Origin of the sequence: Stenotrophomonas sp. PS02301, assembly GCF_029959485.1 — a bacterium.
Lineage (GTDB): Bacteria > Pseudomonadota > Gammaproteobacteria > Xanthomonadales > Xanthomonadaceae > Stenotrophomonas > Stenotrophomonas maltophilia_Z.
Genome location: NZ_JASCOO010000064.1, coordinates 1 through 23,403, shown reverse-complemented (window position 1 = coordinate 23,403; position 23,403 = coordinate 1). Strand labels below are relative to the sequence as shown.

Below are 23,403 nucleotides of genomic sequence, written 5' to 3'. Positions count from 1 at the left end.
CGGACCGGGGGTGGCCCCCCCCCTGCCCCGGTATCGGGCCGCCCCGCGCCCGCCACTACCTGTTGCTCATGCCGGGGTCGTTAAACTGCCGCAATGACGCCCACCTCCCCTCCCGACCCGCGCCGCGCCCAGCTGCGTCGGCTCAAACTGATCGCCCTGGCCATGCTGGTGGCGATGCTGGCCGGCTTCGCGGTCAGCCACTGGCACGGCGAACGCGGCATCTGGGCCTGGGTCTCGGCCTTCTGCGAGGCTGCCGCGGTCGGCGCGCTGGCCGACTGGTTCGCGGTGGTGGCCCTGTTCCGTCGGCCGCTCGGCCTGCCCATCCCGCATACCGCGATCATCCCGCGCAGCAAGGACCGCATTGCCGACAGCCTGGCGCTGTTCGTGCGCGACCAGTTCCTGGAACCGCAGGCCCTGCTGGCCCGGCTGCAGGTATTCGATCCAGCCAGCCGCCTGGGCAGCTGGCTGGCCGAGCCGGCGCGAGCCCGCATGCTGGCCGACATGGCGCGCGGCTGGGCCCTGCAGGCGCTGGACTTCCTCGATGAAGCGGCCGTCCGGCGCAGCATCCAGGGCTTCGTGATCCAGCAGCTGCGGCAATGGAATGCGGCCGCCACCGCCGGGGAACTGCTCGGCCTGCTCATCGCCGACAACCGCCACCAGCGCGTGCTGGACGAAGGCCTGACCCGGATCAGCGAATGGCTGGGTAACGAGAAGGTCAAAGACCGCGCGTCCACGTTGATCGTGGGCTACATCCAGCGCGAGTGGCCCAAGCTGGCCAGCACGGTCAACTGGGTCAAGCCGATCGATGAGATCGGTGACACCCTTGCCGAGCGCCTGGCGCATGCGGTGCTGGAGGAACTGCAGCAGATCCTGGCCCAGCCCGAGCATCCGCTGCGGCGCGATTACGAAACCTGGCTGAGCGATTACATCCAGCGGCTGCGCGAAGACCCGGCCCTGGCCGAGAAGGTGGAACAGCTCAAGCAGCAGGTGATTGACCACCCGGCCGTGCAGGAGTACGTGCAGGGCCTGTGGGCGCGCATCCATGCCAGCCTGCGAGCCGACCTGGCCAGCGAGGACTCCGCACTGGCCGGCCATCTGCGCCGCAGCCTGGCCTCGGTGGGCGAGGCACTGCAGGCCGACCCGTCGCTGCGCGAGGCGCTCAACCAGCACCTGATGGACGGTGCCGAGCGCCTGACCACGCGGCTGCGCAGCGGCGTGACCGAGCACATCGCACAGACCGTCAAAAGCTGGGACGAACGCCACTTGGTCGAGCAGCTGGAACTGAGCGTCGGCCGCGACCTGCAGTTCATCCGTTTCAACGGCACCCTGGTCGGTGGCCTGATCGGCGTGATCCTGCATGCACTGACGGTATGGTTCCACTGGTAACGCGATAACCGCTCGCGTCGGCTGGCGACGCTGGCGGAAACACCGCCAGCGTCGTTGGGTACGTCAGCCCGCGACCGCGCGTACGGCCGCCACCAGTGCGTCCATCTGCGCCGGCGTACTGAAGATGCCTGGCGTCACCCGCAGGCAGGCGCCCGAGGCCAGCCCTTCGCGCGGCACCACGAACACGCCGGACTGCTTCACCATCCGCTGCGAGGTGGCCGTGTTGTCGCGCATCGTGGTCTGCCCACGCAGCCGGAACGAGGTGATCGCACTGGACAGGCGCGGGTCGTCCGAGCCGAGCAGCTGGATGCGCGCGTCGCCGCGCAACGCGTCCATCCACTGATTGCGCAGGCGCAGCAGGCGCGCCCGCTTGTTGGCCACGCCGATGCGCTCGTGCAGGTCCAGTGCGGCCGGCAGCGCCATGTAAGCGGCGAAATTGACCGTGCCGGTGTGCACGCGGGTGCGGATGTCGTCGTGGTCCTGCTCCCCCATGTACGGATCCAGGTCACGCACCCGCCCGCGGCGGACATATACCGCCCCGACACCGACCGGCGCGCCGATCCACTTGTGCAGGTTGATCCCGATGAAATCCACGCCCAACGCGCGCAGCGGCGTGTCCACCTGGCCAATGCCGTGCGCGGCGTCGAGTACCACCTCCACGCCGGCCGCCCTGGCCAGCGCGGCGATCTCGGCCACCGGCAGCAGCATGCCGTTGCGGTGATTGACGTGAGTCAGCAGCAGCAGGCGCACGCGCGGGTTGGCGGTCAGCGCGCGGCGGTAGGTCTCCACGATGCTGTCGTGGTCGAACGGCTCGGGCAGCGTGATCGCCACCGGCTGCACGCCGCGCCGCGCCTGCAGCCACTGCATCGCGCTGATCATGCTGTCGTAGTCGGTGTCGGCGTACATCACCGCATCGCCCGGCGACAGCCTGCGGTAGCTGCCGATCAACACCTGCATCGCCTCGGTCGCACCGCGGGTGAGCACGATCTCGTCGGTCTCCACGCCCAGCACCTGTGCCAGGCGCACGCGCGCCTGTTCAAACAGCGGTGGAAACGCGAGCCGCCCGAACCAGGCGTTACCGGCATTCACCGTGGCGGTGGCCTGCTGGTAGGCCTGCAGCACCGGGCGCGCCATTGCGCCCCAGTAGCCGTTGTCCAGCATCACGACCTCGTCGGTGAGGTCGTACAGCGCGCGCACCTGGGCCCACCAGGTTTCGTCGGCGGCCAGCTCGGCCGGCGTGCGCGTGCCCACTGCCGGCAGCGTCATCGGCTCAGCGCCCATGGCAGTCGCACCGGTCAGTGCCGCAGCGACTGGCAGGGCCAGTGCGCCACGCAGCAGGTGTCGTCGTTGCCGGTCCATCAGTAACGGATCCGGTATTCGGCGTAGAGGTTGCGCCCGTCGGTGTCATACGGCGCGTTCCGCGAGTAGATCAGGCCACGGCTGGCCTGGAAGCTGGCTTCGTCCGGATAGCGGTTGAACAGGTTGTCCGCGCCGATCCGCAGCGTCTGCTGCTCGGTGACATTCCAGCTCACCGCCAGATCGACGAAGCTCATCGCCCCGAAGCGCTGGAAGATGTCGCCGGTGGCATTGCCCGAAGAGTCCGTCCATGCCCCGTAGTATCGCAGCTTGCCGAGCACGCTGAAGCGGCCCCACGCATACGTGCTGCTGAGCGTGGCCTTCTGCCGCGGCAGACGCTCTTCGAAGATGCGGCGCTGGCTTTCATTGGTGGCCACGCCGGTGGCACCACTGTCGACCTGGGTCTGGTTGTAGTTGTAGCCCAGCGTGGTACTCAGCCGGCCCGCGCCGAGCGCGGTGGCGTGGCTGGCGACCACGTCGACACCGCGCGTGGTGGTGTCGAAATCGTTGGTGTAGAAGCTCACCGAGGTGTACGCCAGCGGATTGGGCACGCCGGCCGGCACTGCGAACGAGGCCGACTGGCTGAAACGATCGGTGACTTTGATGTCGTACAGGTCCACCGAGCCGGAGAAGCCCAGCTCGTTCTTCCAGGTCAGCCCGAGCGAGGCGGTGCGCGACTGCTCCGGCTTGAGCGGTTGGGCACCGAGCTGGATCGCCAGCGGATCGCTGGGCGAGAGGCGGCCGGTGGTGAACACCTGCAGGGTCACGGTGTCCAGGCCCTGCTGGGTGCTCTGCGTGTAGAGCTGGCCCGGCGTGGGCGCACGGAAGCCGGTGGAAAGCGAACCGCGCACGGCCAGGTCCGGGGTGAACTCGAAGCGGCTGGAGAGCTTGCCGTCCAGGCTTTCACCGAAGGCGGAGAAGTGCTCGTAACGGGTCGCCGCGCCGACGGTCCAGCGGGCGGTCAACGGTGCTTCGACATCGATGTAGGCCGCGCGGCTGCGCTGGCTCCAGCGGCCGGCATTGGCCGCGCTGAAGCCCGGCGCACCGTTGGCGCCCCCGGCCAGCCCGGTCACCGCCCCCGGGCCGATCGCATACGACGCCGGATCACCGGCATCCACCCCGTAGGTTTCCTCGCGCGTCTCGGCGCCGAAGGCGATGTTGATCGGTGCGGCCAGCGCGCTGACCGGCAGCGAATAGACGATATCCGCGTTGAGGTTCTTCTCTTCCTGCGAGAGGCGGCCGAGGTAGAACGAGGTGGGGCTGTCCGGGCCGAGCGAGGCATTGATCGAGTTGCCCAGCGTGTAGTCGATGCGGTTGCGCCCGTAGGAGCCGCTCACATCCCAGCGCCAGCGTTCGCCCCAGTAGCCGCGCAGACCGAGTACGCCCTGAAGGTCGTCCTGTTCGTTGCCGTATTTCGGGCTGAAGCCGGTCGGGTACAGGCTGCGCGCATCCCAACCGGGGAACACACGGCTGCGGTTGTAGACCGAGGCAGTGCCATCGGGATTGCGCCAGTTGAAATCACTGACGCCCTCGCTGTGCCCGTACAGACCGAAGCCGTAGAGATCGACGCTGTCGTTCAAGGCCAGGTTGAGGTTGAAGCCGAAATGGCGGTTTTCCAGGTCCGGCTGGCCCCAGCGCTGCACCGGATCGGGCACGACCAGATCCGGGTGGGCGTTCTGGAAGGCGATCGCATCGGCGCGCTGGCGGCTGCGCGAGGTCGCATCGGATCTGTCCCAGTCGGCGAACAGCGACAGGCTGCCCTTGTCACCCAGCGCGAACCCGTGGCGGCCGCCGATCTTGCGACCGGTCCCATCGCCTTCGCTGTATTCGGACAGACCCAGCGACAGCTCCCCGCCGACGCGGTCATCCAGAATGATGTTGATCACCCCGGCGATGGCGTCCGAGCCGTACTGCGCCGACGCGCCATCGCGCAGCACTTCGATGCGCTGGATGGCGTGCACCGGAATCTGGGCCAGGTCCGGCCCCTGCGCGCCGCGCGCGCCCAGCAGCGCCGAGCGATGGAAGCGGCGGCCGTTGACCAGCACCAGGGTCTGGTCCGGCGAAAGGCCGCGTAGCGTGGCCGGCCGCACGAACACCAGCCCGTCGTTCATCGGCATGCGCTGGACCACGAACGACGGCACCAACTGGGCCAGCACGTCGTTGAGGTCGGAGGACTCGATCGCCTGGATCTCTTCCTGCGAGAACACGTCCACCGGGGCCAGCGTATCGAACTGCGTGCGGTTGCTGCCGCGCGTGCCGGTGACGATCATCGTGTCCAGGGTGGCGGGGGCCGCGGCAGTCCCTGCCGGGGCGGCCTCGGCGCGCGCATCGGCGGCCGTGGCGAAGGTAAGGACTGACAACACCGCTACAGCAAGCACACAACGATTCACTGACGACTCCGCAAACGAACAGGTGGGGATGGGCGTGACCGAGTGTCACGACATCCTCACAGTCTGTTGACGCGATGTTGCCCGGCAGTGACACGCAGGCGACGGTGGCTGCGGGCCGCCACACATACGCCAGCGCACGGCCTTGCATGGCTTCGACAGCGGCATAACGCTTGTCTAACGAAATGATAATGACTATCATTCACTGATCGGCTGTACGCCTAGCCAACCGGCGCCCGGATGCACCACGCCTTCCCCGCGCAACGCCCCGTGTACACCCCCTGATCCGCTGCCTTGCCTGCCCTGCTGCCTTCGGCAGCGCCGCTGTGCGTGGCGCGCTGACGTTCTCCCACACTGGAAGTGTTGCCATGCCCTGCTCGTCCGCTTCACCTTTGTCCCGGCCATCGCTGTTGGCGATCGCGCTCGTTGCTGCCCTCGCCGGCCCGGCGCTGCCGGCGTTCGCCGAGGCCGAACCTGGCGATGCGACCACCCTGGACACGATCAAGGTGACCGCCGACGGGGAGATCCCGAACGCCTACACGGTCAAGCAGGCCAGCACCGCCACCAAGTTGAACCTGTCGCTGCGCCACACGCCGCAGTCGGTCACCGTGCTGACCCGCCAGCGCCTGGACGACATGGGCCTGTACGCGCTGTCCGATGTGATGGGCCAGGTCACCGGCGTGCATGTATCGGTCACCGATTCGGAGCGCATCAACTACATCTCGCGTGGCTACAGCATCACCAATTTCCAGATCGACGGGATGCTCAACACGTTTGGTGGCTCGCTCAAGACCAACACCGACAGCGCGATCTACGAGCGCATCGAAGTGGTCCGCGGCGCGACCGGCCTGACCACCGGTGCCGGTGACCCGTCGGGCACCATCAACATGGTCCGCAAGCGCCCGACCCAGGAGATGGCGATGAGCGCCGGGCTGACCCTGGGCCGCTGGGGCAACCAGCGCCTGGAAGCGGACATCGGCGGCCCGGTCGCGCTGGACGGCCGCGTGCGTGCGCGCTTCGTCGCCGCCAAGCAGCAGAGCGATTCCTTCCGCGATGTGTACCGTCTGGACAAGGACGTGTTCTACGGCATCGTGCAGGCCGACCTGACCGACAGCACCCTGTTCGAAGTCGGCTATGACTACCAGTCGCCGGAAACCAAGGGCGTGACCTGGGGCGTGGTGCCGTACTGGGGTCCGGACGGAAAGCCGGCCAACCTGCCGCGCTCGACCAACCTCTCGGCACGCTGGAGCAGCTGGCCGATCGTGGAGAAGACCACCTTCGTGCGCCTGGAGCAGCAGCTCGGCAACGGCTGGTCGCTGAAGGCCAGCGCGACCCAGGCCAAGCGCAACACCGATGGCGACGTCTGGTATGGCGCGCAGGGCTATCCCGCGCCGGATGGCACCGGTGTGCGCGCCTACCTCTCGCATTTCGCCGAACGCAGCGAAATGAACGTGTTCGACCTCAACGCCAGCGGCCCGTTCCAGCTGTTCGGCCGCGAGCATGAACTGGTGTTCGGCGTCGGCCAGTCGGTTCGCAAGGGCGAATCGCCTGCCTCGGAATTCACGCAGCCGCCGGGCTACGACGTGGTACCGGACTGGCGCACCTGGACCGGGGATGTCGCCCCGTTGCCGCTCACCCGGCATGACTGGCTGGCCTCGGAGAACGAGTTGACGCAGAAGGCTGCCTACGTGGCCGCCCGCCTGCAGCTGGCCGATCCGTTGCTGGCCGTGCTCGGCGCGCGCTATGGCAGCTGGGAAACCCGCAGCTGGCGCTATACCAACGATGCGGCCGGCAACCGCACCGGTACTACCCGCGGCGGCTACAAGCCGGACGATTCGCTGACCCCTTATTTCGGCCTGGTCTACGATTTCAGCAGGCAGTTCAGCGCCTACGCCAGCTACACCGACATCTTCCAGCCGCAGGACTACCGCGACAAGAACAACGATTACCTGGAGCCGGTGGTCGGCGACATGTGGGAGGCCGGTCTGAAGGGGGAATTCTTCGGTGGCCGCCTGAACACCTCCGCCGCGGTGTTCAAGGGCGAGAAGGACAATGTGGCCGAGCTCGACGATTCGGTACCGGCCGCCTCGCTGCCCGATGGCGGCAGTGCCTACCGGTCCACCGGCAAGGGCAACAAGGTCAAGGGCTGGGAACTGGAAGCCCAGGGTAGCCTGACCGAGAACTGGAACCTCTCGGCCGGTTTCGCGCACACCACCATCCGCAACCAGGCCGGCGTGGCGCAGAACACCACCAACCCGGTGGACACGTTCCGCCTCAACACCAGCTGGCGCCCGAGCGGTGAATGGAACCGCCTCTCGCTGGGCGGCGGGGTGACCTGGCAGAGCCGGATCTACCGCACCAGCACCAAGCCGCGCGCGGATTACGCGACCAGCGGCCGTACCGAATCGGCGTTCATCACCCAGGATGCGTTCTACCTGGTGAATGTGTTCGCCGGCTACCGCTTCAACGACACCTTCTCCGCGCAGCTCAACGTCAACAACCTGCTCGACAAGAAGTACTACAGCAACGTCGGTTTCTACAACGGCGTGTACTGGGGCGAACCGCGCAACGTGATGTTGAACCTGCGCTGGAAGCTCTGACACAGGCTCCAAGGGACCACTGCGACGCGCAGTGAACACGGCCACGGATGGCCACTATCCTTCATCACCGGCTGCGGCCGGTGATGCCCGTTTCCCCGATTGATCAGCAGGTTTCCGTGGACAGCACGCCGCACGCCAGCGCCAGGTTCAACCGTCTTGGTTCCCTCTTCACCCGCCCCTGGCTGGGTGTCCTGTCACGTTCGCTCGCCGCGATCTTCGGCGGCTACGCGCTGGCCGCGACCTGCTCGATGTTCTTCGCGGTCGCGCTGCCGATCGCACGCGGGCAAGCCGTGCTGACCGGCATGCTGGTGGCGATCGTGCTGTGCGCCTGCGCGGCATTGTGGGCGTTCGCTACCCGCACCGCCCTGCGCGCCTGGGTGGGCATCCTGATTCCCACGCTGCTGTTCTGGGTGGGCACCCGCCTGCTGCAGGGGGCCGCATGAAGAACGGATTCCGCCAATCGATGGCCTGGCTGCACACCTGGACCGGCCTGCTGGTCGGCTGGCTGCTGCTGCTGATCTTCATGGCCGGAACGGCCAGCTATTACCGCGAGGAAATCAGCCGCTGGATGCGCCCGGAGCTTCCGCGCAGCAGCGTCACCGCCGACGTCGCCGCCGAGCGCGCCCTGACCTTCCTGCAGCACAAGGCCCCACAGGCCGAGAGCTGGAACGTCACCCTGCCCGACCCGCGCAACCCGGCGATGCGCATGTTCTGGCGCAATCCCGAATCGATGGTCAAGCCGCCGGTGGAAGGCGAGCGCCGCCGGCGCGGCGGTGGCCGCTTCGGTGATGCCACCGTCGATCCGAACACCGGCGAGGAGATCGCCGCACGCGAAACCCGCGGTGGCGACTTCTTCTACCGCCTGCATTTCGACCTACACTACATCCCGGTGTACTGGGCGCGTTATCTGGTCGGCTTCTGCGCGATGTTCATGCTGGTGGCGATCATCACCGGCGTGATCACGCACAAGAAGATCTTCAAGGACTTCTTCACCTTCCGCCCGGAGAAGGGCCTGCGGTCGTGGCTGGACTTCCACAACGTCAGCGCGGTGATGGCGCTGCCGTACCACGCGATGATCACCTACACCGGCATCGTCACCTTGATGTTCATGTACCTGCCATGGGGCGTGAGCGTGGCCTACCCCAAGGATGAGGAGGCGTTCTTCAGCGAGGCCTTCGCGCGTCTGGCCGAGATCGAGACCCCGGCCGAAGGACGCGCCACGCCGCTGCCGATCCAGCAGTTGCTGGACAGCGCCCGCGCCGAATGGAAGGGTGCGGATGTGGCCGGCTTCACCCTGTACCACCCGGGGGCGGCGAATGCGATCGTGGATATCACCCAGCGCGATGGAAAGCGCCTGTCGGTGGATACACCGTCGCTGCGCTTCAACGCGATCACCGGCCAGTTGCTCGAGGCCAGCCCGGCCTCGGGCGGCGCCACCCAGACCCGCGGCGTGATGTACGGCCTGCACCTGGCGCGCTTCGCCGATTGGGGCCTGCGTGCGCTGTTCTTCCTGTCCGGCCTGATCGGCTGCCTGATGGTCGCCAGCGGCGTGGTGCTGTGGGCGGTGAAGGAACGGCCCAAGCACGCCAAGTCCGGCAAGACCGGGTTCGGCCTGCGCCTGGTCGATGCGCTCAACATCGGCGCGGTGGCTGGCCTGCCGATCGCGTTCGCCACCTATTTCCTGGCCAATCGTCTGCTGCCGGTCCAGATGGCCGAGCGCGCCAACGCCGAGGTCAATGCGTTCTTCTATGCATGGGCCGCCGCATTGCTGGCCGGTTTCCTCTGGCCCAAACGGAGGATGTGGACCTGGCAGCTGTACCTGGGCGGCGCGCTGTTTGCGTTGATTCCGGTGGTCAACGCACTCACCACGCATGCGCATCTGGGCGTCACCCTGCGCAGCGGTGACTGGGTCCTGGCCGGGTTCGATCTGACCATGCTCGCGTTCGGCGCGATGCTGGCCTACTGCGGCCATCGCATGCAGCGCTGGCAGCCACCACTGAGCGCGGCCGAGAAGAAGCGCCGCCAGCAGGCCGCTGCTGCGGGGGCGACGGCATGATGCTGCTCGCAATCACGCTGACCTTCTCCGCGTTCACGGCGTTGTCGCTGGCCATGGACAAGCACCAGCTGGACCTGCACGGCAAAGCCGGCGCCAGCGCATCGCGCATGCGGGTGTGGCGCTGGGTGGGGTGGACGTTGCTGGCCGTCACGTTCGCGCTGTGCGTGATGGACCACGGCTGGGCGATCGGCCCGGTGCTGTGGCTGGGCGCGCTGACGATCAGTGGGGTGGTGATCGCGTTCGGGCTGTACCCGTACCGCCCGCGCTGGATTGCGCCGCTTGCATGGGCGTTGCCGGTGGTGGGGCTGGCGGTGGCGCTGGTCGCGCGCTGAGGGAGCAGCCACGCAGCCGCATCGCGATCGCCGATCAGGGCACCAGTGAGAACATGTGCGCGGCGGCAGGCCGGTCGTCGATGACCAATCGGTTGCGCGCCACGCCCTCGCGCAGGGCGCCGGCCTTCACCGCCACCCGTTCGCTGGCCAGGTTGCCCACGGCCACGACGATCTCCACCCGATGCAGGCCCAGCGGCCCGAATGCCTGGGCAGCCAGCGCCTGCACGACGCGGGGCGCCACGCCCTGGCCACGGCACGACTGCCGCACCCAGTAGCCCAGGTTGCAGAACCGGGGGTCGTGCTGGATCTTGTTCAATCCCGCGCCGCCGACGAAGGCGGCCGTGTCCTGGTCGAAGATTCCGTATTCGCAGGCGGTGCCTGCCGCCCAGCCATCGCGGCAGGCCTGGAACCACTGCAGCGCCTGCTCGGCGCGGTAGTCGACCGCGCTCCACGGCATCCAGCGCCGCATGCCCTCGGCCGATTCGCGCACCGCCGCCGCAAAGGGGGCGGCATCGGTAGCCTCGAACGGACGCAGCAGCAGTCCCTCGGCGTGAAGCGGGCTGGCGTCCATGTCAGCCCCCCCGGTCCGTCAGGCGCCGTAACGGCGCAGTTCCCACGCGCGATGGATGCGCGGGTTGCGCTCGAAGTCCGCCCCGATGGTCTCGGGCGAAATCTCCTTGCATGCCGCGAATTCCTTGATCGCTTCGTCGTCCAGCTTGAAGCGGCGGAAGTTGTTGGAGAAATACAGCACGCCTTCCGGGCTCAAGCGCGCCACGGCCGCACGCAGCAGGCGCACGTGTTCGCGCTGGATGTCGAAGTCATCGGCGCGGGCGGAGTTGGAGAAGGTCGGCGGATCGCAGAAGATCACATCGAAGCGGTGACGCTCGGCTTCCAGCCACGCCAGCGCATCGGCCTGTATCAGCTGGTGCTGGCTGCCGCCCTTGCCGTTCAACGCGAGGTTGTCGGCGCACCACTGCAGATAGGTGCCGGACAGATCCACGCTGGTTGTGGTCGCGGCACCGGCCACGGCGGCCTGCACCGAGGCGACACCGGTGTAGCAGAACAGGTTGAGGAAGCGCTTGCCCTGGGCTTCCTGCGCCATGTGCCAGCGCAGCGGACGGTGGTCCAGGAACAGGCCGGTGTCCAGATAATCGAACAGGTTCACGCGCAGCAGCGCATCGTTCTCGCGCACCAGCACGAACTCGCCGCGCTGCTCGAAACGACCGTACTTGCTGCCGCCCTTGCCACGCTCGCGCGACTTGAGCGCGACCTGCTCGGCCGGCACCTGGAAGACCTCGCGCGCGGCCGAGAGCAGCTCGTTGCGGCGGCGACGCACATCCACGTCCGGAATGGTCGCCGGGGCCGCGTATTCCTGCACATGCAGGAACGTGCGGCGGGCACCGCCGTCTTCTTCATAAACATCGATGGCGGCTGCGTACTCGGGCAGATCGGCATCGTAAACGCGGTAGCAGGTGATGCTCTCGCGCGTCCGCCACGTCTTGAACTTCTTGATGTTCTTGCGCAGGCGGTTGGCCACCATCTGCGCGCCTTCGCTCAGCTCGCGCGGCTGGCCGGTGTTCTCGCGCTGCGGCACCGCGATCGGGTCGCAGACGATCAGCGCACACTCGATGGCACCGTTGAACAGTTGGTACTTCTTGTTGGCGCGCAGGCCGGTGGCGAAAGCCAGGTCGGCGCTGCCGCACAGCAGGCTGGCACGCCACTGCGGCACCGCGCGCTTGAGCGCGTCGCCAAGTTGGCGGTACAGCACCGCGTCGGCGGCCAGGCGCTCGTCATAGGGCGGGTTGCAGACCACGCAGCCGGTCTCCTGCGGCGGGACCTGCACATCGGTGATGTCGCGCACGCCGAACCAGATGGCATGGCCCACACCGGCCGTGTCGGCGTTCTGCTTGGCCGCATGGATGGCGTGCGGATCCACGTCGCTGCCGTGGATCACCTGCTTGAGTGCGCTGCGGCCGACGGTTTCGCGGGCGCGCGCTTCTTCCATCAGGCGGTTCCAGGCGTCGCGGTCGAAGCCCAGCCAGCGGCTCGGCGGAATGCTGCCGTGGCGCTGCAGGCCCGGGGCCACGTCGGCGGCCATCAAGGCGCCTTCGATCAGCAGCGTGCCGCTGCCGCACATCGGGTCGAGCAGGCCACCGCCTTCGCTGTGGATCTTCGGCCAGTTGGCGCGCAGCAGCACCGCGGCGGCCAGGTTTTCTTTCAGCGGCGCATCGTTCTGCGCCATGCGCCAGCCGCGACGGTGCATCGGGCCACCGCCCAGGTCGATCGAGATCGTGGCCCGGCCCTTGCGCAGCGACAGGTTGATGCGCACGTCCGGGAAGTCGGTGTTGACCGACGGCCGCTCCAGGCCCTGCGCGCGCAGGCTGTCGACCACGCCGTCCTTGACCCGCTGCGCGGCGAAGCGCGCGTGCGTGATCTCGGTACCGGACACATGCGCGTCCACCGAGAGGGTCAGCTCGGGGCTGATGTGCTGCTCCCACGCCATCGCCGAGACGCCCTGGTAGAGCGATCCCTCGTCCGGGCACTCGAACTCGGCCAGCGGCCACAGCACCCGGCTGGCCAGGCGCGACCACAGCACCACACGCTGCGCCTGCGCCAGCTCGCCCTCGGCGTTGACACCGGAAATGGTGGCGGTGGCCTTGTCCAGGCCGAGCGCCAACAGTTCATCGGCGAGCAGATACTCCAGGCCCTTGGCGCAGGAAACAAAGAATTTCACGGAATCGGTATCGCAGGTCAGCGGAGAGGGGGGTGCCCACGGGCACGGAAAGCAGCCGGGCACGGGGTCCGGGGGGCCATTGTACGTGAGGTGGGCTGGAACGCCCGGTTACAGCGAGGCCAGCAGTTCCTCGAAGGCCCGGCTCGAGGCCTCCACGTGATCGGTCAGGCGGTGGCCGTCGTCCACCATCAGCAGGCGGGCCGAGCGGGCCTGGGCCCAGGCGATCACCTCGGCCGGCGGGATCAGCTCATCGTGCCAGGCGTGGACCACGCTGGTCGGCACGCGGGCGGCATCCAGCGCCGGCATCGGCCCCATCCGGGTCGGCGGCACCATCAGGAACAGGCCTTGGACCGGCACCTGCAGCGAGGCGATGGCCGAGATGTATGAGCCCAGGCTGGAACCGGCCAGCACCACCGGGCCCTGCGCGGCACGGGCGGTGGCCAGGGTGACCAGGCGCTGCAGGCGGGCACGAACATCGCCCAGGCTGCTGACCTCGCGCTGGGCGTCCAGGTCGGTGTAATCCGGGCGCTCGTGGGTCCAGCCCAGGCGCTCGGCCACCTCGGCCAGGGCGGTCACCTTGATGGCGTCCGGGCCGCTTTCAAAGCCATGGGAGAGGATGCAGTGGCCGCGGCTCATGCGCATACCACGCGGGAATCGATAGGAGCGTTCATGCCCAAATGCTAGCATCGCCGCATGCCCGACCGCGCCCCGCCCGCCATCGATGCACAGCCCCTGCCCTACCAGGACAGGCTGCTGCCCCGCACGCACGACGAGATCGATCTGGTGGTCATCCACTGCACCGAATTGCCGGACCTTGCGATGGCACGCGAGTACGGCGAGCGCGTGCTGTATGACAGCGGCACCGGCAACAGCGGGCATTACTACATCGACCGCGACGGGCGCATCGTGCAGTACGTGTCCTTGGACCGCGTCGCGCATCAGGTCAGTGGCTATAACCCGCGCTCGATCGGCATCGAACTGGTGAACACCGGACGCTACCCGCACTGGTGGGATTCGCGGCACCAGGCGATGGACGAGCCCTACCCGGATGCGCAGATCGCGGCGCTGATCGACCTGCTGCAACACCTGTGCGGGACGCTGCCCGCGTTGGCACATATCGCCGGGCATGAGTGGCTGGATACGCGCGAGGAAGTGGCCAGCGATGATCCGGAGCGGCGGGTGCCGCGCAAGCGCGATCCGGGTCCGATGTTCCCGTGGCCACGCGTGCTGGCGGCGGTGCCGTTGCAGGAACTGCGTGGGTGATGATCAGCCGGTTGCGACAGGACGCGAAGCATCGCTGACCCAGCCACTCCACGAATCCGCATAGATCCGCGCCCCTTCCAGCCCGGCCGCTTCCATCGCCAGCAGCAGATGGCAGGCGGTCACGCCGGAGCCGCACATCAGCACGACCTCGTCCGGAGCGTGCGTGCCGATCAGCGGCTGCAGCGCGGCGCGCAGATCCTCCGCAGGGCGCAACCGTCCCTCATGCACGTTCAACGCGAACGGACGATTGACCGCGCCGGGCACGTGGCCGGCGACCGGATCCAAGGGTTCCACTTCGCCCCGGAAACGCTCGCCCGCCCGCGCATCGATCAGCCAGCCCGGCGCGTGCTTGAGACGCGCCTGGACCTCCTCGACCGAGGCGATCTGGTTGCGGTCGAACTGCCCCGGGTACGGCGGCAACGGCGTCACCTGCGGCAGCGCTGCGGTGACCGGCAGACCGGCGGCCTGCCACGCCGCAAATCCGCCATCGAGAACGCGTACCTGTGCATGCCCGATCAGCCGCAGCAGCCACCACAGCCGCGCGGCGGCCATGCTGCCGTCGCCGGCGTCGTAGACCACGACCTGGGTCTGCGGCCCGATGCCCCATGCGCCCAGGCGCGCGGCGAACGCATTGCTGTCCGGCAGCGGGTGACGGCCGTGACCGGTGCGGCCGAGATCGGAAAGATCCCGGTTGAGATCGGCGTACAGCGCGCCGGGCAGATGGCCCTGTGCATACAACGCCGCACCGGACTGCGGATCGGCCAACGAGAAGCGCGCATCCATCACCCGCAGCGAGGGGGCGGCACTGGCCGTCGCACGGGCATCCATGAGGCGCGCTGCGCCTTCGTGGAGGGCGTGTGCGAGGGTGCTGACATCGATCAACGGCGTGGTCATGCGGTCTGCTCCAGGCGGCGACGCAGGTTGTAGAGAATGGCGGCGGTCGCGCCCCAGATCCGCTGCCCGGGCCAGCCGTACTCGAGCACGTGGCGGATGCGCCCGCGGTGATCGATCTCCACGTGGTGCAGGTTGGCCGGGTCCATCAGGTAGGACAGCGGCACTTCGAAGACTTCGGCGACCTCACCCGGCTCGGGCACGGCCACGAACGCAGGATCGATCACGGCCACTACCGGCATGACCCGGTAGCCGGTAATCGTCACGAACGGATCCAGATACCCCAGTACCTGCACCTGATCGTGCTTGAGTGCGATTTCCTCGTCGCTCTCGCGGATCGCGGCAGCGACGGCATCGCGGTCCTCCGGCTCCATGCGGCCACCGGGGAAGCCGACCTGGCCCCCGTGATGGCGCAGCGTGTCGGTGCGCCGGGTCAGCAGCACCTGGGCGCCGCCCTCGCGCGGAATGATGCCGGCCAGCACGGCCGCTTCGACCGGCGGACCAGGCGGGAGAAGATCGATCAGTTCGCTGCGGTTCCAGCCATCGCCGGGCGGCGGCTGGTCCAGCGGATGCAGCGCGCGCAGCAGGCGCTCGTGTTCGGCCAGCGAACCGCGCAGCGATTGCCGCAGTTGTTCGCGCAGGGGCAGCGTGTGCTGCATGACGTGACGCTGTTCGGGTCGGCTCATGGTTCGCCAGCGGGTGATTTCATCCACGGTGCGCAGGCAGCCCGTGCACACACCGGCACGATCCAGCGCGCAGATTCCGATGCAGGGAGAGGGCACGGCATGCGGGGATTCTTCCATCGATTGCACCGGTCAACAGTACCGCGATTGCACGGAAACAAAAAACGCGCCGGTGTTGCCACCGGCGCGTTCTTGATGTTGCGAAAATTACTTGACGCTGACGAGCTTGATTTCGAACTGCACCGCAACGTTCGGCGGGAACGGCGTGCGCGGATCGGCACCATAGGCCTGCTCCGGCGGCAGCGTCACTTCCCACTTGGAGCCCGCCGGCATCTGCAGCAGGGCTTCACGCATGGCCTTCATTTCGACTTCGCTGACCTTGATGCCCGGGATCTGCTGGGCCGGACGTGCTTCGGCCGGACGGGTGCCGAACGGGTACGGACCGGCCACTTCCAGCTGCACGGTGCTGGCCTGGGTCGGCTTGGCGCCCTTGCCGGCTTCGATCACGCGGTACTGCACGCCGCTCGGGAGCGACTGCACGCCGGCCTTGGCCTTGTTGGCGGCCAGGAACTGGGTGCTCTTGGTCTTGTTCTCGGCGGCAGCCTTGTCGTACTCAGCCTTGGCGGCCTGCGCACGACCCTGCTCACGCTTCTGGAAGGCTTCGACGGCGGGTTTCAACTGCTCGGCCGTGATCGACGGCTGCTTCTTGGCGTAGGCATCCTGCAGGCCCTTCACCACCGAGTTGATGTCCAGCTGCTCGCCGCGTGCGGTGAGTTCAGCCAGGTTGTTACCGTAGTCGTAACCGAAGTAATAGCTCAGCTTGCCCTTTTCGGACGAGGTGTCCTGGGCGAAGGCATTGCCCGTCAGGGCCAGGGCCGCGACGGCGACCGCGATAGAACGCAACTTCATCAAACTTTTCTCCAGGGGTGGTAACTCAGGACGCGTTGGGCCGCCCTGAGGCGACGGGTTAGGATAGCCGCCGCAACGTTGAACCGCCACTAACGACGCAGGCTCTGACCTGACTTCGTTTCAAGAGTTCAACAATCACTTTTTTTTAACGTTTTCAGGAGTCCTGCCGTGGCCGACGCCCTTATCTCGATTATGGACGATGCCGCCGTGCGCACCGTGACGGTCAACCGCCCGGACAAACTCAACGCCCTCAACCGGGCGACCCTGGAAGCCCTTGATACTGCGTTCTCCGAGGCAGCCGCCGACCCGGCCGTACGGGTGGTGGTGCTGACCGGCGCCGGCCCCAAGGCCTTCGTGGCCGGCGCGGACATTGCGGAAATGAACGGCCTGAGCGCGGTTCAGGGTCGTGATTTCTCACTGCTCGGCCAAGGATTGATGCGGCGCATCGAGCGGATGCCCAAGCCGGTGATCGGCAAGATCAACGGTTTTGCGCTGGGCGGTGGCCTGGAACTGGCCATGGCCTGCCACCTTCGGGTGGCGGCGGAGACCGCCAAGGTCGGCCAGCCGGAGGTCCATCTGGGGCTGATCCCCGGCTTCGGCGGCAGCCAGCGGCTGCTGCGCCTGTGCGGCCGCGCCGCCGCGCTGGAGTTGTGCCTGCTGGGCACCCCGATCACCGCCGCGCGTGCCGCGCAGCTGGGTATCGTCAACGAGGTGGTCCCGGCCGCGGAACTGGATGCCCGCGTCGACGCACTCGCGTCGCAATTGGCCTCGGCCGCGCCTCTCGCGCTGCGCGGCATCCTCGATGCGATCCACATCGGCGGCGAGTGCCCGCTGGGCGAGGGCCTGGAGTACGAGAGCGTGCAGTTCGGCCTGATGTTCGCCACCGAGGACATGCGCGAAGGCACCAGCGCGTTCCTGGCGCGCCGGCCGCCGGTATTCCAGAACCGCTGAGCCATGTCGCCTTCCGATACCGCTTCGCCGGCGCAGCTGCTGGCACTCGTTCTCGACGATCAATGGGATGCCGCGCTGGCGGCCGGGTTGATGGACTACGTCCCGCAGCCGGGCGACGAAGCGCTGCGTCCCGATCATCCCGATCTTCCACAGCGGCTGCAGCACGCACAGCAGCAACTGCAACGCGCCTGGGCCGCGCGCGCGCGCTACCGCCAGCGCCAGCAGCGGCTCGCGCGCCGCGCTGCCGAGCGCGATGCACGCCGCGCACCGCCCCCCACACCCGAGATCCAGAAACCCGCCCTGCCCTCGGCCGCTGCTGCGATCCTCGCGCGCGCCAAGGCCAAGGCCGCGGGCCGCACGTCCTGATGGCTACGATGAAGAAACCCGCCGCACGCACCGCGCGCATGCCCAAGGCCGACGTGATCGAAATGTTCACGCGCCTGCGCGAACTCAACCCGCACCCCAAGACCGAACTGGAGTACAGCTCGCCGTTCGAGCTGCTGGTGGCGGTCACATTGTCGGCACAGGCCACCGATGTCGGCGTCAACAAGGCCACGCGCAAACTGTTCCCGGTCGCCAATACGCCGCAGGCGATTCTCGCTCTCGGTGAAGACGGCTTGAAGAAGTACATCGCCACCATCGGCCTGTACAACGCGAAAGCGAAGAACGTGATTGCCGCGTGCGCCATGTTGGTGGAACAGCACAGTGGCGAGGTGCCGCGTGATCGTGCGGGACTCGAGGCGTTGCCCGGTGTCGGCCGCAAGACTGCCAATGTCGTGCTCAACACGGCCTTCGGCGAGCCGGTGATGGCGGTGGACACGCACATCTTCCGCGTCTCCAACCGGACCGGTCTGGCGCCGGGCAAGGATGTGCGTGCGGTGGAGGATCTGCTGATCAAGGTGATCCCGGCCGAGTTCCTGCTCGACGCGCATCACTGGCTGATCCTGCATGGCCGTTACGTGTGCAAGGCACGCAAGCCGGACTGCCCGCAATGCGTGATCCGCGACCTGTGCCGTTTCAAGGAAAAGACCGCCGCCTGAACGGGGGGCGCGACTGCCATATGGGCGCAACCCGGCGGTCATCTGCGCCGGGCATCAATAGCAGCCTCTGACGCCGCTTGGGACACGGGCGATGACGGTTTGTCTGAAACTGTCACATTTACGCAATCTTCACTAATTAGCCTGCGCAGCATCTTCCCACCTGCCTGCAAGGCTCCTTCCATGAAACTGCATCGCCAACTTCTTACTGCGGCCGTGGCGGCTGCGCTGTTCGTTCCGGCCGCTCACGCTGAAGTGGCCATCGACGTGATCGGCGGTTCGGAAATCACGTTCGAAGGCCTGGTCCAGGCCGACGGCAACTGGTTCGACAACGATGTGACCGACCTCAATGGCGGTGACGCCGGCAACGGCAAGAACAGCGAATTCGAGCTGCGCCGCGCCGAGCTGGTGCTCAAGGGCAAGGGCCCGGGCAATGTGGAATGGGTGGTGGGCTACGACGCCAAGGCCGACAAGTTCCTGGACACCAACCTGAAGTACAAGCTGGCCGGCAACGCCAACCACTTCGTGCAGTTCGGCCAGTTCAAACAGCCCAACAGCCTGGAAGAACTGTCCAGCACCAAGAACAACGACTTCATCTCCAAGGCCACGGTCACCAACACCTATGCCGTGGCCCGCCGCCTCGGTGGCGCCTACAGCATCGGCGACAACAACTGGTTCGTCACCGCCAGCGCCTTCGGCCGCGAACTGACCCGCAACCTCGCCCACGGCAGCGGCTACGGCGCGCGTGGCACCTGGGCCCCGATCAATGAAAAGGGCCAGGTCCTGCACTTCGGCCTGAGCTATGTCGATTACGACACCGACGCCGACACCCTGCGTGTGCGCGCCCGCCCGAATGCGGATCTGGCCACCGCGCGCCTGGTCGACAGCGGCAATCTGGTCGATACCGACCGCGTCAGCACGATCGGTGCCGAAGCGATGTACATCGGCGGCCCGTTCAAGGCCCAGGCCGAGTATTACACCAGCAAGGCCAAGCGTTACTCGCACGACAACTACAGCAGCGACGGTTACTACGTCAGCGGCCTGTGGAACATCAGCGGCGAGACCTGGGGCTACAAGGGCGGCACCCCGACCACCGGCCTGCCGGACGAGCCGGGCCGCGGCATGTGGCAGCTGGGCGCGCGTTACGACCACATGGACCTCAATGACGGCAACCTGCTGGCGAACCCGGTGGCCGGTCGCCCGCCGATCGTCGATGGCGTGCTGGGCGGCAAGATGGACATCTGGACCGTGGGCGTGAACTACTACTGGCGCTCCAACACCAAGTTCGCGCTGAACTACGTGATGGTGGACAGCAAGAAGTACAGCTCGACCGCGCGCACGTTCGTCAACGACGACCCGAACATCCTCGAAGCGCGCCTGCAGTTCTTCTGGTAAGCCCTGCAACACGCGTGTGACACAAAGGCGCAGCTTCGGCTGCGCCTTTTTTCGTGCCCGCTCGCGGGTATGCTGTGCGCCCTTTGCCCATGGCTGGACCCGATGCGTATCGCACTCTCGCTGTTGCTGGCTGCCGCGTGCGGTGCCGCCCTGCCCGCCCACGCGCAGGACTGCCACGACGCCCAGGCCGCCGCGGAGGAAGCGTACGTTGTGCGGGCGGACGACGTACTGCCCGATCGCCCCGGCTACACCCGCGACACCGCCGCCAGCGTCTGCCGGCGATGGCCGGCACGCCCCGAGCTGACCCTGGTGGCCACGCCGGTCTGGCGCGACGGCGGCGACCACGACGCCCGCGATGGCGACGTGGAGGTGCTGGTGATCGATAGCGACACCCTCGCCACGCGCGCATGGACGGTGCTGCCCGGCGCGCTCGACAGCGATGCGATCTTCTTCGACGGCATGCAGCTGGATACCGCGCGCTACCTGCTTGCGCCGGACACCCTTGCCTTCGGCCTGCGCGTGCAGCGCCGCAATGGCTCCGGGCCCAATCCGTTCAGCGAAGAGCAGTTGCATCTGCTGGCGGTGCAGGCAGACACGCTGCGCACGCTCGGCCCACCGATGGTGCTGCGCCGTTTCCAGGCCGAGTGGGATACCCGCTGCGCCGGTGAGTCCACCGATGTAACGCGCACCGTGGCCGTCGGCTCCAAAGGTCAACACGGCTTGGCCGACCTCATCCTGCGCGAGCGGCGGGTCACCACGCACAGCTGGATGGATGGCGACACCTGCCGCGACCAGGACACGCCGGTGGACGGCGAGCGCCGCGTGCTGCGCTTCGACGGCCGCCGCTACGCGGTCCCGGAGGCGCTGCAGCCGTTGTGACACCCCGCCCGGAAGGCGTGTCACGAGGTGGTCATATGACAGTCGCTGCGCTGTCATCGAACCGTTATGGAATGAGCACCGGGCGGGACACCCCGCACCTTCATCCATTCCAGGAGCCACCCCGTGATCCACGCCTTCAAGTCGCGCGCCGCTGTTGCCGTCCTCGCCGCGTCGTCCGTGTTCGCCGCCAACGCCGCCGATGTGACCGGCGCGGGCGCCTCGTTCATCTACCCGGTCATGTCCAAGTGGTCGGCCGACTACAGCACCGCGACCGGCAAGAAGGTCAACTACCAGTCCATCGGTTCCGGTGGTGGTATCGCCCAGATCAAGGCCGCCACCGTTGATTTCGGCTCCTCCGATGCCCCGCTGAAGCCGGAAGAACTGGCTGCGGCCGGCCTGGCCCAGTTCCCGTCGGTCATCGGCGGCGTGGTCCCGGTGATCAACGTGGCCGGCATCGCGCCGGGCGCGCTGAAGCTGGATGGCCCGACCCTGGGCAACATCTTCCTGGGCAAGATCAAGACCTGGAACGACCCGGCGATCGCCGCGCTGAACCCGGGCGTGAAGCTGCCCGACGGCAAGATCACCGTCGTGCACCGCTCGGACGGTTCGGGCACCACCTTCAACTTCGTCAACTACCTCTCCAAGGTCAACCCGGAGTGGAAGACCAAGGTCGGTGAAGGCACCTCGGTCCAGTGGCCGGTCGGCATCGGCGGCAAGGGCAACGAAGGCGTTGCCGCCTACGTGAAGCAGATCAAGGGCGGCATCGGCTACGTCGAGCTTTCCTACGCACTGCAGAACAAGATGTCCTACGCTGCGATGAAGAACGCTTCGGGCAAGATCGTGCTGCCGAGCGATACCTCCTTCGCCGCCGCTGCGGCCAGCGCCGACTGGGCCAGCGCGAAGGACTTCTACCTGGTCATGACCAACGCCCCGGGCGCCGATGCGTGGCCGATCACCGCCACCAACTTCATCCTGGTCCGCAAGCAGCCCAAGAACGTCGCCAACGCCAAGGCCACCCAGGAGTTCTTCCGCTGGATCTACAAGAGCGGTGATGCGCAGGCCAAGCAGCTCGATTACGTCCCGCTGCCGGACGCTCTGGTCAAGCAGATCGAGACCTACTGGTCGCAGAACCTGAAGTACTGATCCACCGCACAACGAGGCAATGGCGCCGGAGGGACCTCTCTCCCCCTTCGGCGCCATCGGGCGCGGACCGCAAGGTTCCGCGCCTTTTTGTTGCCTGCCGCTGAATGCCCGGCCCTTGTGCCGCAAGGCTTTGCGTGCGCTCGGTCACGGCGTCATCAAGCTGTAACAAAAACATCATTTCATAGTCGCGTCGCCGGAAAGACCGGCCCTTGTCCCGCTATGGAGTGACGCATGAAACTGCACACGGCCAGCATCGCCGCCCTTTCCCTGGCCATCGCGCTGGGTCTTTCCGCCTGCAAGCCGGGCGCTGAAGGCCAGGCCACCGCGCCGGCCACCGACGCGCCTGCCGCTGCTCCGGCTGCTGGCGATCGCCTGACCGCCGAGATTTCCGGCGCCGGTGCGTCCTTCATCTTCCCGCTGGTGTCCAAGTGGTCGGCCGACTACAACACCGCCACCGGCGCCAAGATCAATTACCAGTCGATCGGTTCGGGTGGCGGCATCGCCCAGATCAAGGCCGGCACCGTTGACTTCGGTTCCTCCGACAAGCCACTGAGCAGCGAAGAGCTGGCCCAGGCCGGCCTCGGCCAGTTCCCGTCCGCCATCGGCGGCGTGGTGCCGGTGGTCAACATCGACGGCCTGGAAGCCGGCAAGCTGCGCCTGAGCGGCGCCCTGCTGGCCGATATCTTCCTGGGCAAGGTCAAGACCTGGAACGACCCGGCCATCGTCGCCGCCAACCCGGGCGTAAAGCTGCCCGACGGCAAGATCACCCTGGTCCACCGTTCGGACGGCTCGGGCACCACGTTCAACTTCTCCAACTACCTCTCCAAGGTCAGCCCGGACTGGAAGAGCAAGGTCGGCGAAGGCACCTCGGTGCAGTGGCCGGACGGTGTGGGTGGCAAGGGCAATGAAGGCGTGGCGTCGTACGTGAAGCAGATCAAGGGCTCGATCGGCTACGTCGAACTCGCCTACGCGCTGCAGAACGGCATGCCGTATGCCTCGATGCAGAACGCCGCCGGCAACTGGGTGCAGCCGAGCGCGGAAACCTTCGCCGCTGCCGCCGCCAGCGCCGACTGGGCCAGCGCCAAGGACTTCAACCTGGTGATCACCAATGCCCCGGGCGACCAGGCGTGGCCGATCACCGCCACCAACTTCATGCTGATGCACAAGCAGCCCAAGGATGCGCAGCGCAGCAAGGACACCCTGGCGTTCTTCAAGTGGGCCTTCGAGAAGGGCCAGACCCAGGCCAACGAACTGCACTACGTGCCGCTGCCGGCCGAACTGGTCACCCAGATCGAAGCCTATTGGACCAGCGAGTTCAAGTAAGCCAGACAGCGGGCCTGTGCACAGCGCAGGCCCGCGTTCCTCGCCGCCCCCCCCTGCCGAACCCCCCCACGGGCCCCC

21 protein-coding genes are annotated in these 23,403 nt (G+C 67.3%); 13 read left to right on the top strand and 8 right to left on the bottom strand.

Annotated features, from left to right (window positions below):
* The first annotated feature begins 93 nt into the window (after positions 1-93).
* Entirely contained in the window at positions 94-1,386 is a 1,293-nt protein-coding gene (locus tag QMX81_RS14835) for a DUF445 family protein (protein ID WP_282262567.1), read from the top strand.
* A gap of 63 nt (positions 1,387-1,449) precedes the next feature.
* Here QMX81_RS14835 and QMX81_RS14830 read toward each other — a convergent pair whose 3' ends face one another.
* Both QMX81_RS14830 and QMX81_RS14825 read right to left on the bottom strand, forming a co-directional pair.
* Positions 1,450-2,745, bottom strand: a complete 1,296-nt coding sequence (locus QMX81_RS14830) for an aminotransferase class V-fold PLP-dependent enzyme (RefSeq protein WP_282262565.1) — start codon at positions 2,743-2,745, stop codon at positions 1,450-1,452.
* Positions 2,745-5,105 (bottom strand): TonB-dependent receptor, encoded by a 2,361-nt coding sequence (locus tag QMX81_RS14825; protein ID WP_282262564.1) that lies wholly within the window; start codon positions 5,103-5,105, stop codon positions 2,745-2,747. Before QMX81_RS14825 ends, QMX81_RS14830 begins: the two co-directional genes overlap by 1 nt.
* Positions 5,106-5,497: 392 nt before the next feature.
* On the opposite strand from QMX81_RS14825, the gene QMX81_RS14820 reads away from it, so the two are divergent.
* The 4 genes from QMX81_RS14820 to QMX81_RS14805 all read left to right on the top strand — a co-directional run bounded on the left by QMX81_RS14820 (position 5,498) and on the right by QMX81_RS14805 (position 10,117).
* Entirely contained in the window at positions 5,498-7,729 is a 2,232-nt protein-coding gene (locus QMX81_RS14820; RefSeq protein ID WP_282262563.1) for a TonB-dependent siderophore receptor, read from the top strand.
* Positions 7,730-7,812: 83 nt separating this feature from the next.
* Positions 7,813-8,172, top strand: coding sequence for a DUF3649 domain-containing protein (locus QMX81_RS14815; protein ID WP_259462166.1), 360 nt, complete (start codon positions 7,813-7,815; stop codon positions 8,170-8,172).
* Entirely contained in the window at positions 8,169-9,785 is a 1,617-nt protein-coding gene (locus tag QMX81_RS14810) for a PepSY-associated TM helix domain-containing protein (protein WP_152151820.1), read from the top strand. The genes QMX81_RS14815 and QMX81_RS14810 overlap by 4 nt, the downstream gene beginning before the upstream one ends.
* Entirely contained in the window at positions 9,782-10,117 is a 336-nt protein-coding gene (locus tag QMX81_RS14805; RefSeq protein ID WP_152151818.1) for a DUF3325 domain-containing protein, read from the top strand. The genes QMX81_RS14810 and QMX81_RS14805 overlap by 4 nt, the downstream gene beginning before the upstream one ends.
* Before the next feature lie 34 nt (positions 10,118-10,151).
* On the opposite strand, the gene QMX81_RS14800 is transcribed toward QMX81_RS14805, so the two are convergent.
* The 3 genes from QMX81_RS14800 to QMX81_RS14790 all read right to left on the bottom strand — a co-directional run bounded on the left by QMX81_RS14800 (position 10,152) and on the right by QMX81_RS14790 (position 13,487).
* Positions 10,152-10,688: a GNAT family N-acetyltransferase gene (locus tag QMX81_RS14800; RefSeq protein WP_282262562.1), complete on the bottom strand. Its 537-nt coding sequence runs from the start codon at positions 10,686-10,688 to the stop codon at positions 10,152-10,154.
* An 18-nt stretch (positions 10,689-10,706) separates the two neighbouring features.
* Positions 10,707-12,851 (bottom strand): bifunctional 23S rRNA (guanine(2069)-N(7))-methyltransferase RlmK/23S rRNA (guanine(2445)-N(2))-methyltransferase RlmL, encoded by a 2,145-nt coding sequence (gene rlmKL, locus QMX81_RS14795; protein WP_282262561.1) that lies wholly within the window; start codon positions 12,849-12,851, stop codon positions 10,707-10,709.
* Positions 12,852-12,959: 108 nt separating this feature from the next.
* Positions 12,960-13,487, bottom strand: coding sequence for a hypothetical protein (locus QMX81_RS14790; RefSeq protein WP_070471803.1), 528 nt, complete (start codon positions 13,485-13,487; stop codon positions 12,960-12,962).
* A gap of 57 nt (positions 13,488-13,544) precedes the next feature.
* On the opposite strand from QMX81_RS14790, the gene QMX81_RS14785 reads away from it, so the two are divergent.
* A complete protein-coding gene (locus QMX81_RS14785; RefSeq protein WP_070426972.1) occupies positions 13,545-14,114 on the top strand; it encodes an N-acetylmuramoyl-L-alanine amidase in 570 nt (189 codons plus the stop codon).
* A 3-nt stretch (positions 14,115-14,117) separates the two neighbouring features.
* Here the strand turns inward: QMX81_RS14785 and QMX81_RS14780 are convergent, their stop codons facing one another.
* From QMX81_RS14780 to QMX81_RS14770, 3 genes are all read right to left on the bottom strand, one after another.
* Positions 14,118-15,008 carry a sulfurtransferase gene (locus QMX81_RS14780; protein WP_282262557.1) on the bottom strand — a complete coding sequence of 297 codons (891 nt, stop codon included), beginning with the start codon at positions 15,006-15,008 and terminating at the stop codon, positions 14,118-14,120.
* Positions 15,005-15,808, bottom strand: a complete 804-nt coding sequence (locus QMX81_RS14775; protein ID WP_282262555.1) for a CoA pyrophosphatase — start codon at positions 15,806-15,808, stop codon at positions 15,005-15,007. The genes QMX81_RS14780 and QMX81_RS14775 overlap by 4 nt, the downstream gene beginning before the upstream one ends.
* A gap of 87 nt (positions 15,809-15,895) precedes the next feature.
* Positions 15,896-16,597, bottom strand: a complete 702-nt coding sequence (locus QMX81_RS14770; RefSeq protein ID WP_176989918.1) for an FKBP-type peptidyl-prolyl cis-trans isomerase — start codon at positions 16,595-16,597, stop codon at positions 15,896-15,898.
* 168 nt (positions 16,598-16,765) lie between these two features.
* Here QMX81_RS14770 and QMX81_RS14765 point away from each other — a divergent pair, with 168 nt between their 5' ends.
* From QMX81_RS14765 to pstS (QMX81_RS14735), 7 genes are all read left to right on the top strand, one after another.
* Entirely contained in the window at positions 16,766-17,548 is a 783-nt protein-coding gene (locus QMX81_RS14765; RefSeq protein WP_282262531.1) for an enoyl-CoA hydratase-related protein, read from the top strand.
* 3 nt (positions 17,549-17,551) lie between these two features.
* Positions 17,552-17,914 (top strand): hypothetical protein, encoded by a 363-nt coding sequence (locus QMX81_RS14760; protein ID WP_282262530.1) that lies wholly within the window; start codon positions 17,552-17,554, stop codon positions 17,912-17,914.
* Positions 17,914-18,588 (top strand): endonuclease III, encoded by a 675-nt coding sequence (gene nth, locus QMX81_RS14755; protein WP_282262529.1) that lies wholly within the window; start codon positions 17,914-17,916, stop codon positions 18,586-18,588. The genes QMX81_RS14760 and nth overlap by 1 nt, the downstream gene beginning before the upstream one ends.
* A gap of 180 nt (positions 18,589-18,768) precedes the next feature.
* On the top strand, positions 18,769-19,980 hold the full coding sequence (locus QMX81_RS14750) for an OprO/OprP family phosphate-selective porin (protein ID WP_282262528.1): 1,212 nt from the start codon (positions 18,769-18,771) through the stop codon (positions 19,978-19,980).
* Between the two features lie 102 nt (positions 19,981-20,082).
* A complete protein-coding gene (locus QMX81_RS14745) occupies positions 20,083-20,859 on the top strand; it encodes a hypothetical protein (protein WP_282262526.1) in 777 nt (258 codons plus the stop codon).
* A gap of 123 nt (positions 20,860-20,982) precedes the next feature.
* Positions 20,983-22,002, top strand: coding sequence for a phosphate ABC transporter substrate-binding protein PstS (pstS, locus tag QMX81_RS14740; protein ID WP_121041565.1), 1,020 nt, complete (start codon positions 20,983-20,985; stop codon positions 22,000-22,002).
* A 231-nt stretch (positions 22,003-22,233) separates the two neighbouring features.
* Positions 22,234-23,325 carry a phosphate ABC transporter substrate-binding protein PstS gene (pstS, locus tag QMX81_RS14735; protein ID WP_121041563.1) on the top strand — a complete coding sequence of 364 codons (1,092 nt, stop codon included), beginning with the start codon at positions 22,234-22,236 and terminating at the stop codon, positions 23,323-23,325.
* Positions 23,326-23,403 lie beyond the last annotated feature (78 nt).

Coding starts and splice junctions, on each gene's coding strand:
- QMX81_RS14750 (WP_282262528.1), top strand. CDS start 18,769: ATGAAACTGCATCGCCAACTTCTTACTGCGGCCGTGGCGGCTGCGCTG.
- QMX81_RS14770 (WP_176989918.1), bottom strand. CDS start 16,597: ATGAAGTTGCGTTCTATCGCGGTCGCCGTCGCGGCCCTGGCCCTGACG.
- QMX81_RS14790 (WP_070471803.1), bottom strand. CDS start 13,487: ATGAGCCGCGGCCACTGCATCCTCTCCCATGGCTTTGAAAGCGGCCCG.
- QMX81_RS14810 (WP_152151820.1), top strand. CDS start 8,169: ATGAAGAACGGATTCCGCCAATCGATGGCCTGGCTGCACACCTGGACC.
- pstS (WP_121041563.1), top strand. CDS start 22,234: ATGAAACTGCACACGGCCAGCATCGCCGCCCTTTCCCTGGCCATCGCG.
- QMX81_RS14800 (WP_282262562.1), bottom strand. CDS start 10,688: ATGGACGCCAGCCCGCTTCACGCCGAGGGACTGCTGCTGCGTCCGTTC.
- QMX81_RS14785 (WP_070426972.1), top strand. CDS start 13,545: ATGCCCGACCGCGCCCCGCCCGCCATCGATGCACAGCCCCTGCCCTAC.
- QMX81_RS14820 (WP_282262563.1), top strand. CDS start 5,498: ATGCCCTGCTCGTCCGCTTCACCTTTGTCCCGGCCATCGCTGTTGGCG.
- QMX81_RS14775 (WP_282262555.1), bottom strand. CDS start 15,808: ATGGAAGAATCCCCGCATGCCGTGCCCTCTCCCTGCATCGGAATCTGC.
- QMX81_RS14760 (WP_282262530.1), top strand. CDS start 17,552: ATGTCGCCTTCCGATACCGCTTCGCCGGCGCAGCTGCTGGCACTCGTT.
- QMX81_RS14835 (WP_282262567.1), top strand. CDS start 94: ATGACGCCCACCTCCCCTCCCGACCCGCGCCGCGCCCAGCTGCGTCGG.
- QMX81_RS14780 (WP_282262557.1), bottom strand. CDS start 15,008: ATGACCACGCCGTTGATCGATGTCAGCACCCTCGCACACGCCCTCCAC.
- QMX81_RS14830 (WP_282262565.1), bottom strand. CDS start 2,745: ATGGACCGGCAACGACGACACCTGCTGCGTGGCGCACTGGCCCTGCCA.
- nth (WP_282262529.1), top strand. CDS start 17,914: ATGGCTACGATGAAGAAACCCGCCGCACGCACCGCGCGCATGCCCAAG.
- QMX81_RS14745 (WP_282262526.1), top strand. CDS start 20,083: ATGCGTATCGCACTCTCGCTGTTGCTGGCTGCCGCGTGCGGTGCCGCC.
- QMX81_RS14815 (WP_259462166.1), top strand. CDS start 7,813: ATGCCCGTTTCCCCGATTGATCAGCAGGTTTCCGTGGACAGCACGCCG.
- QMX81_RS14805 (WP_152151818.1), top strand. CDS start 9,782: ATGATGCTGCTCGCAATCACGCTGACCTTCTCCGCGTTCACGGCGTTG.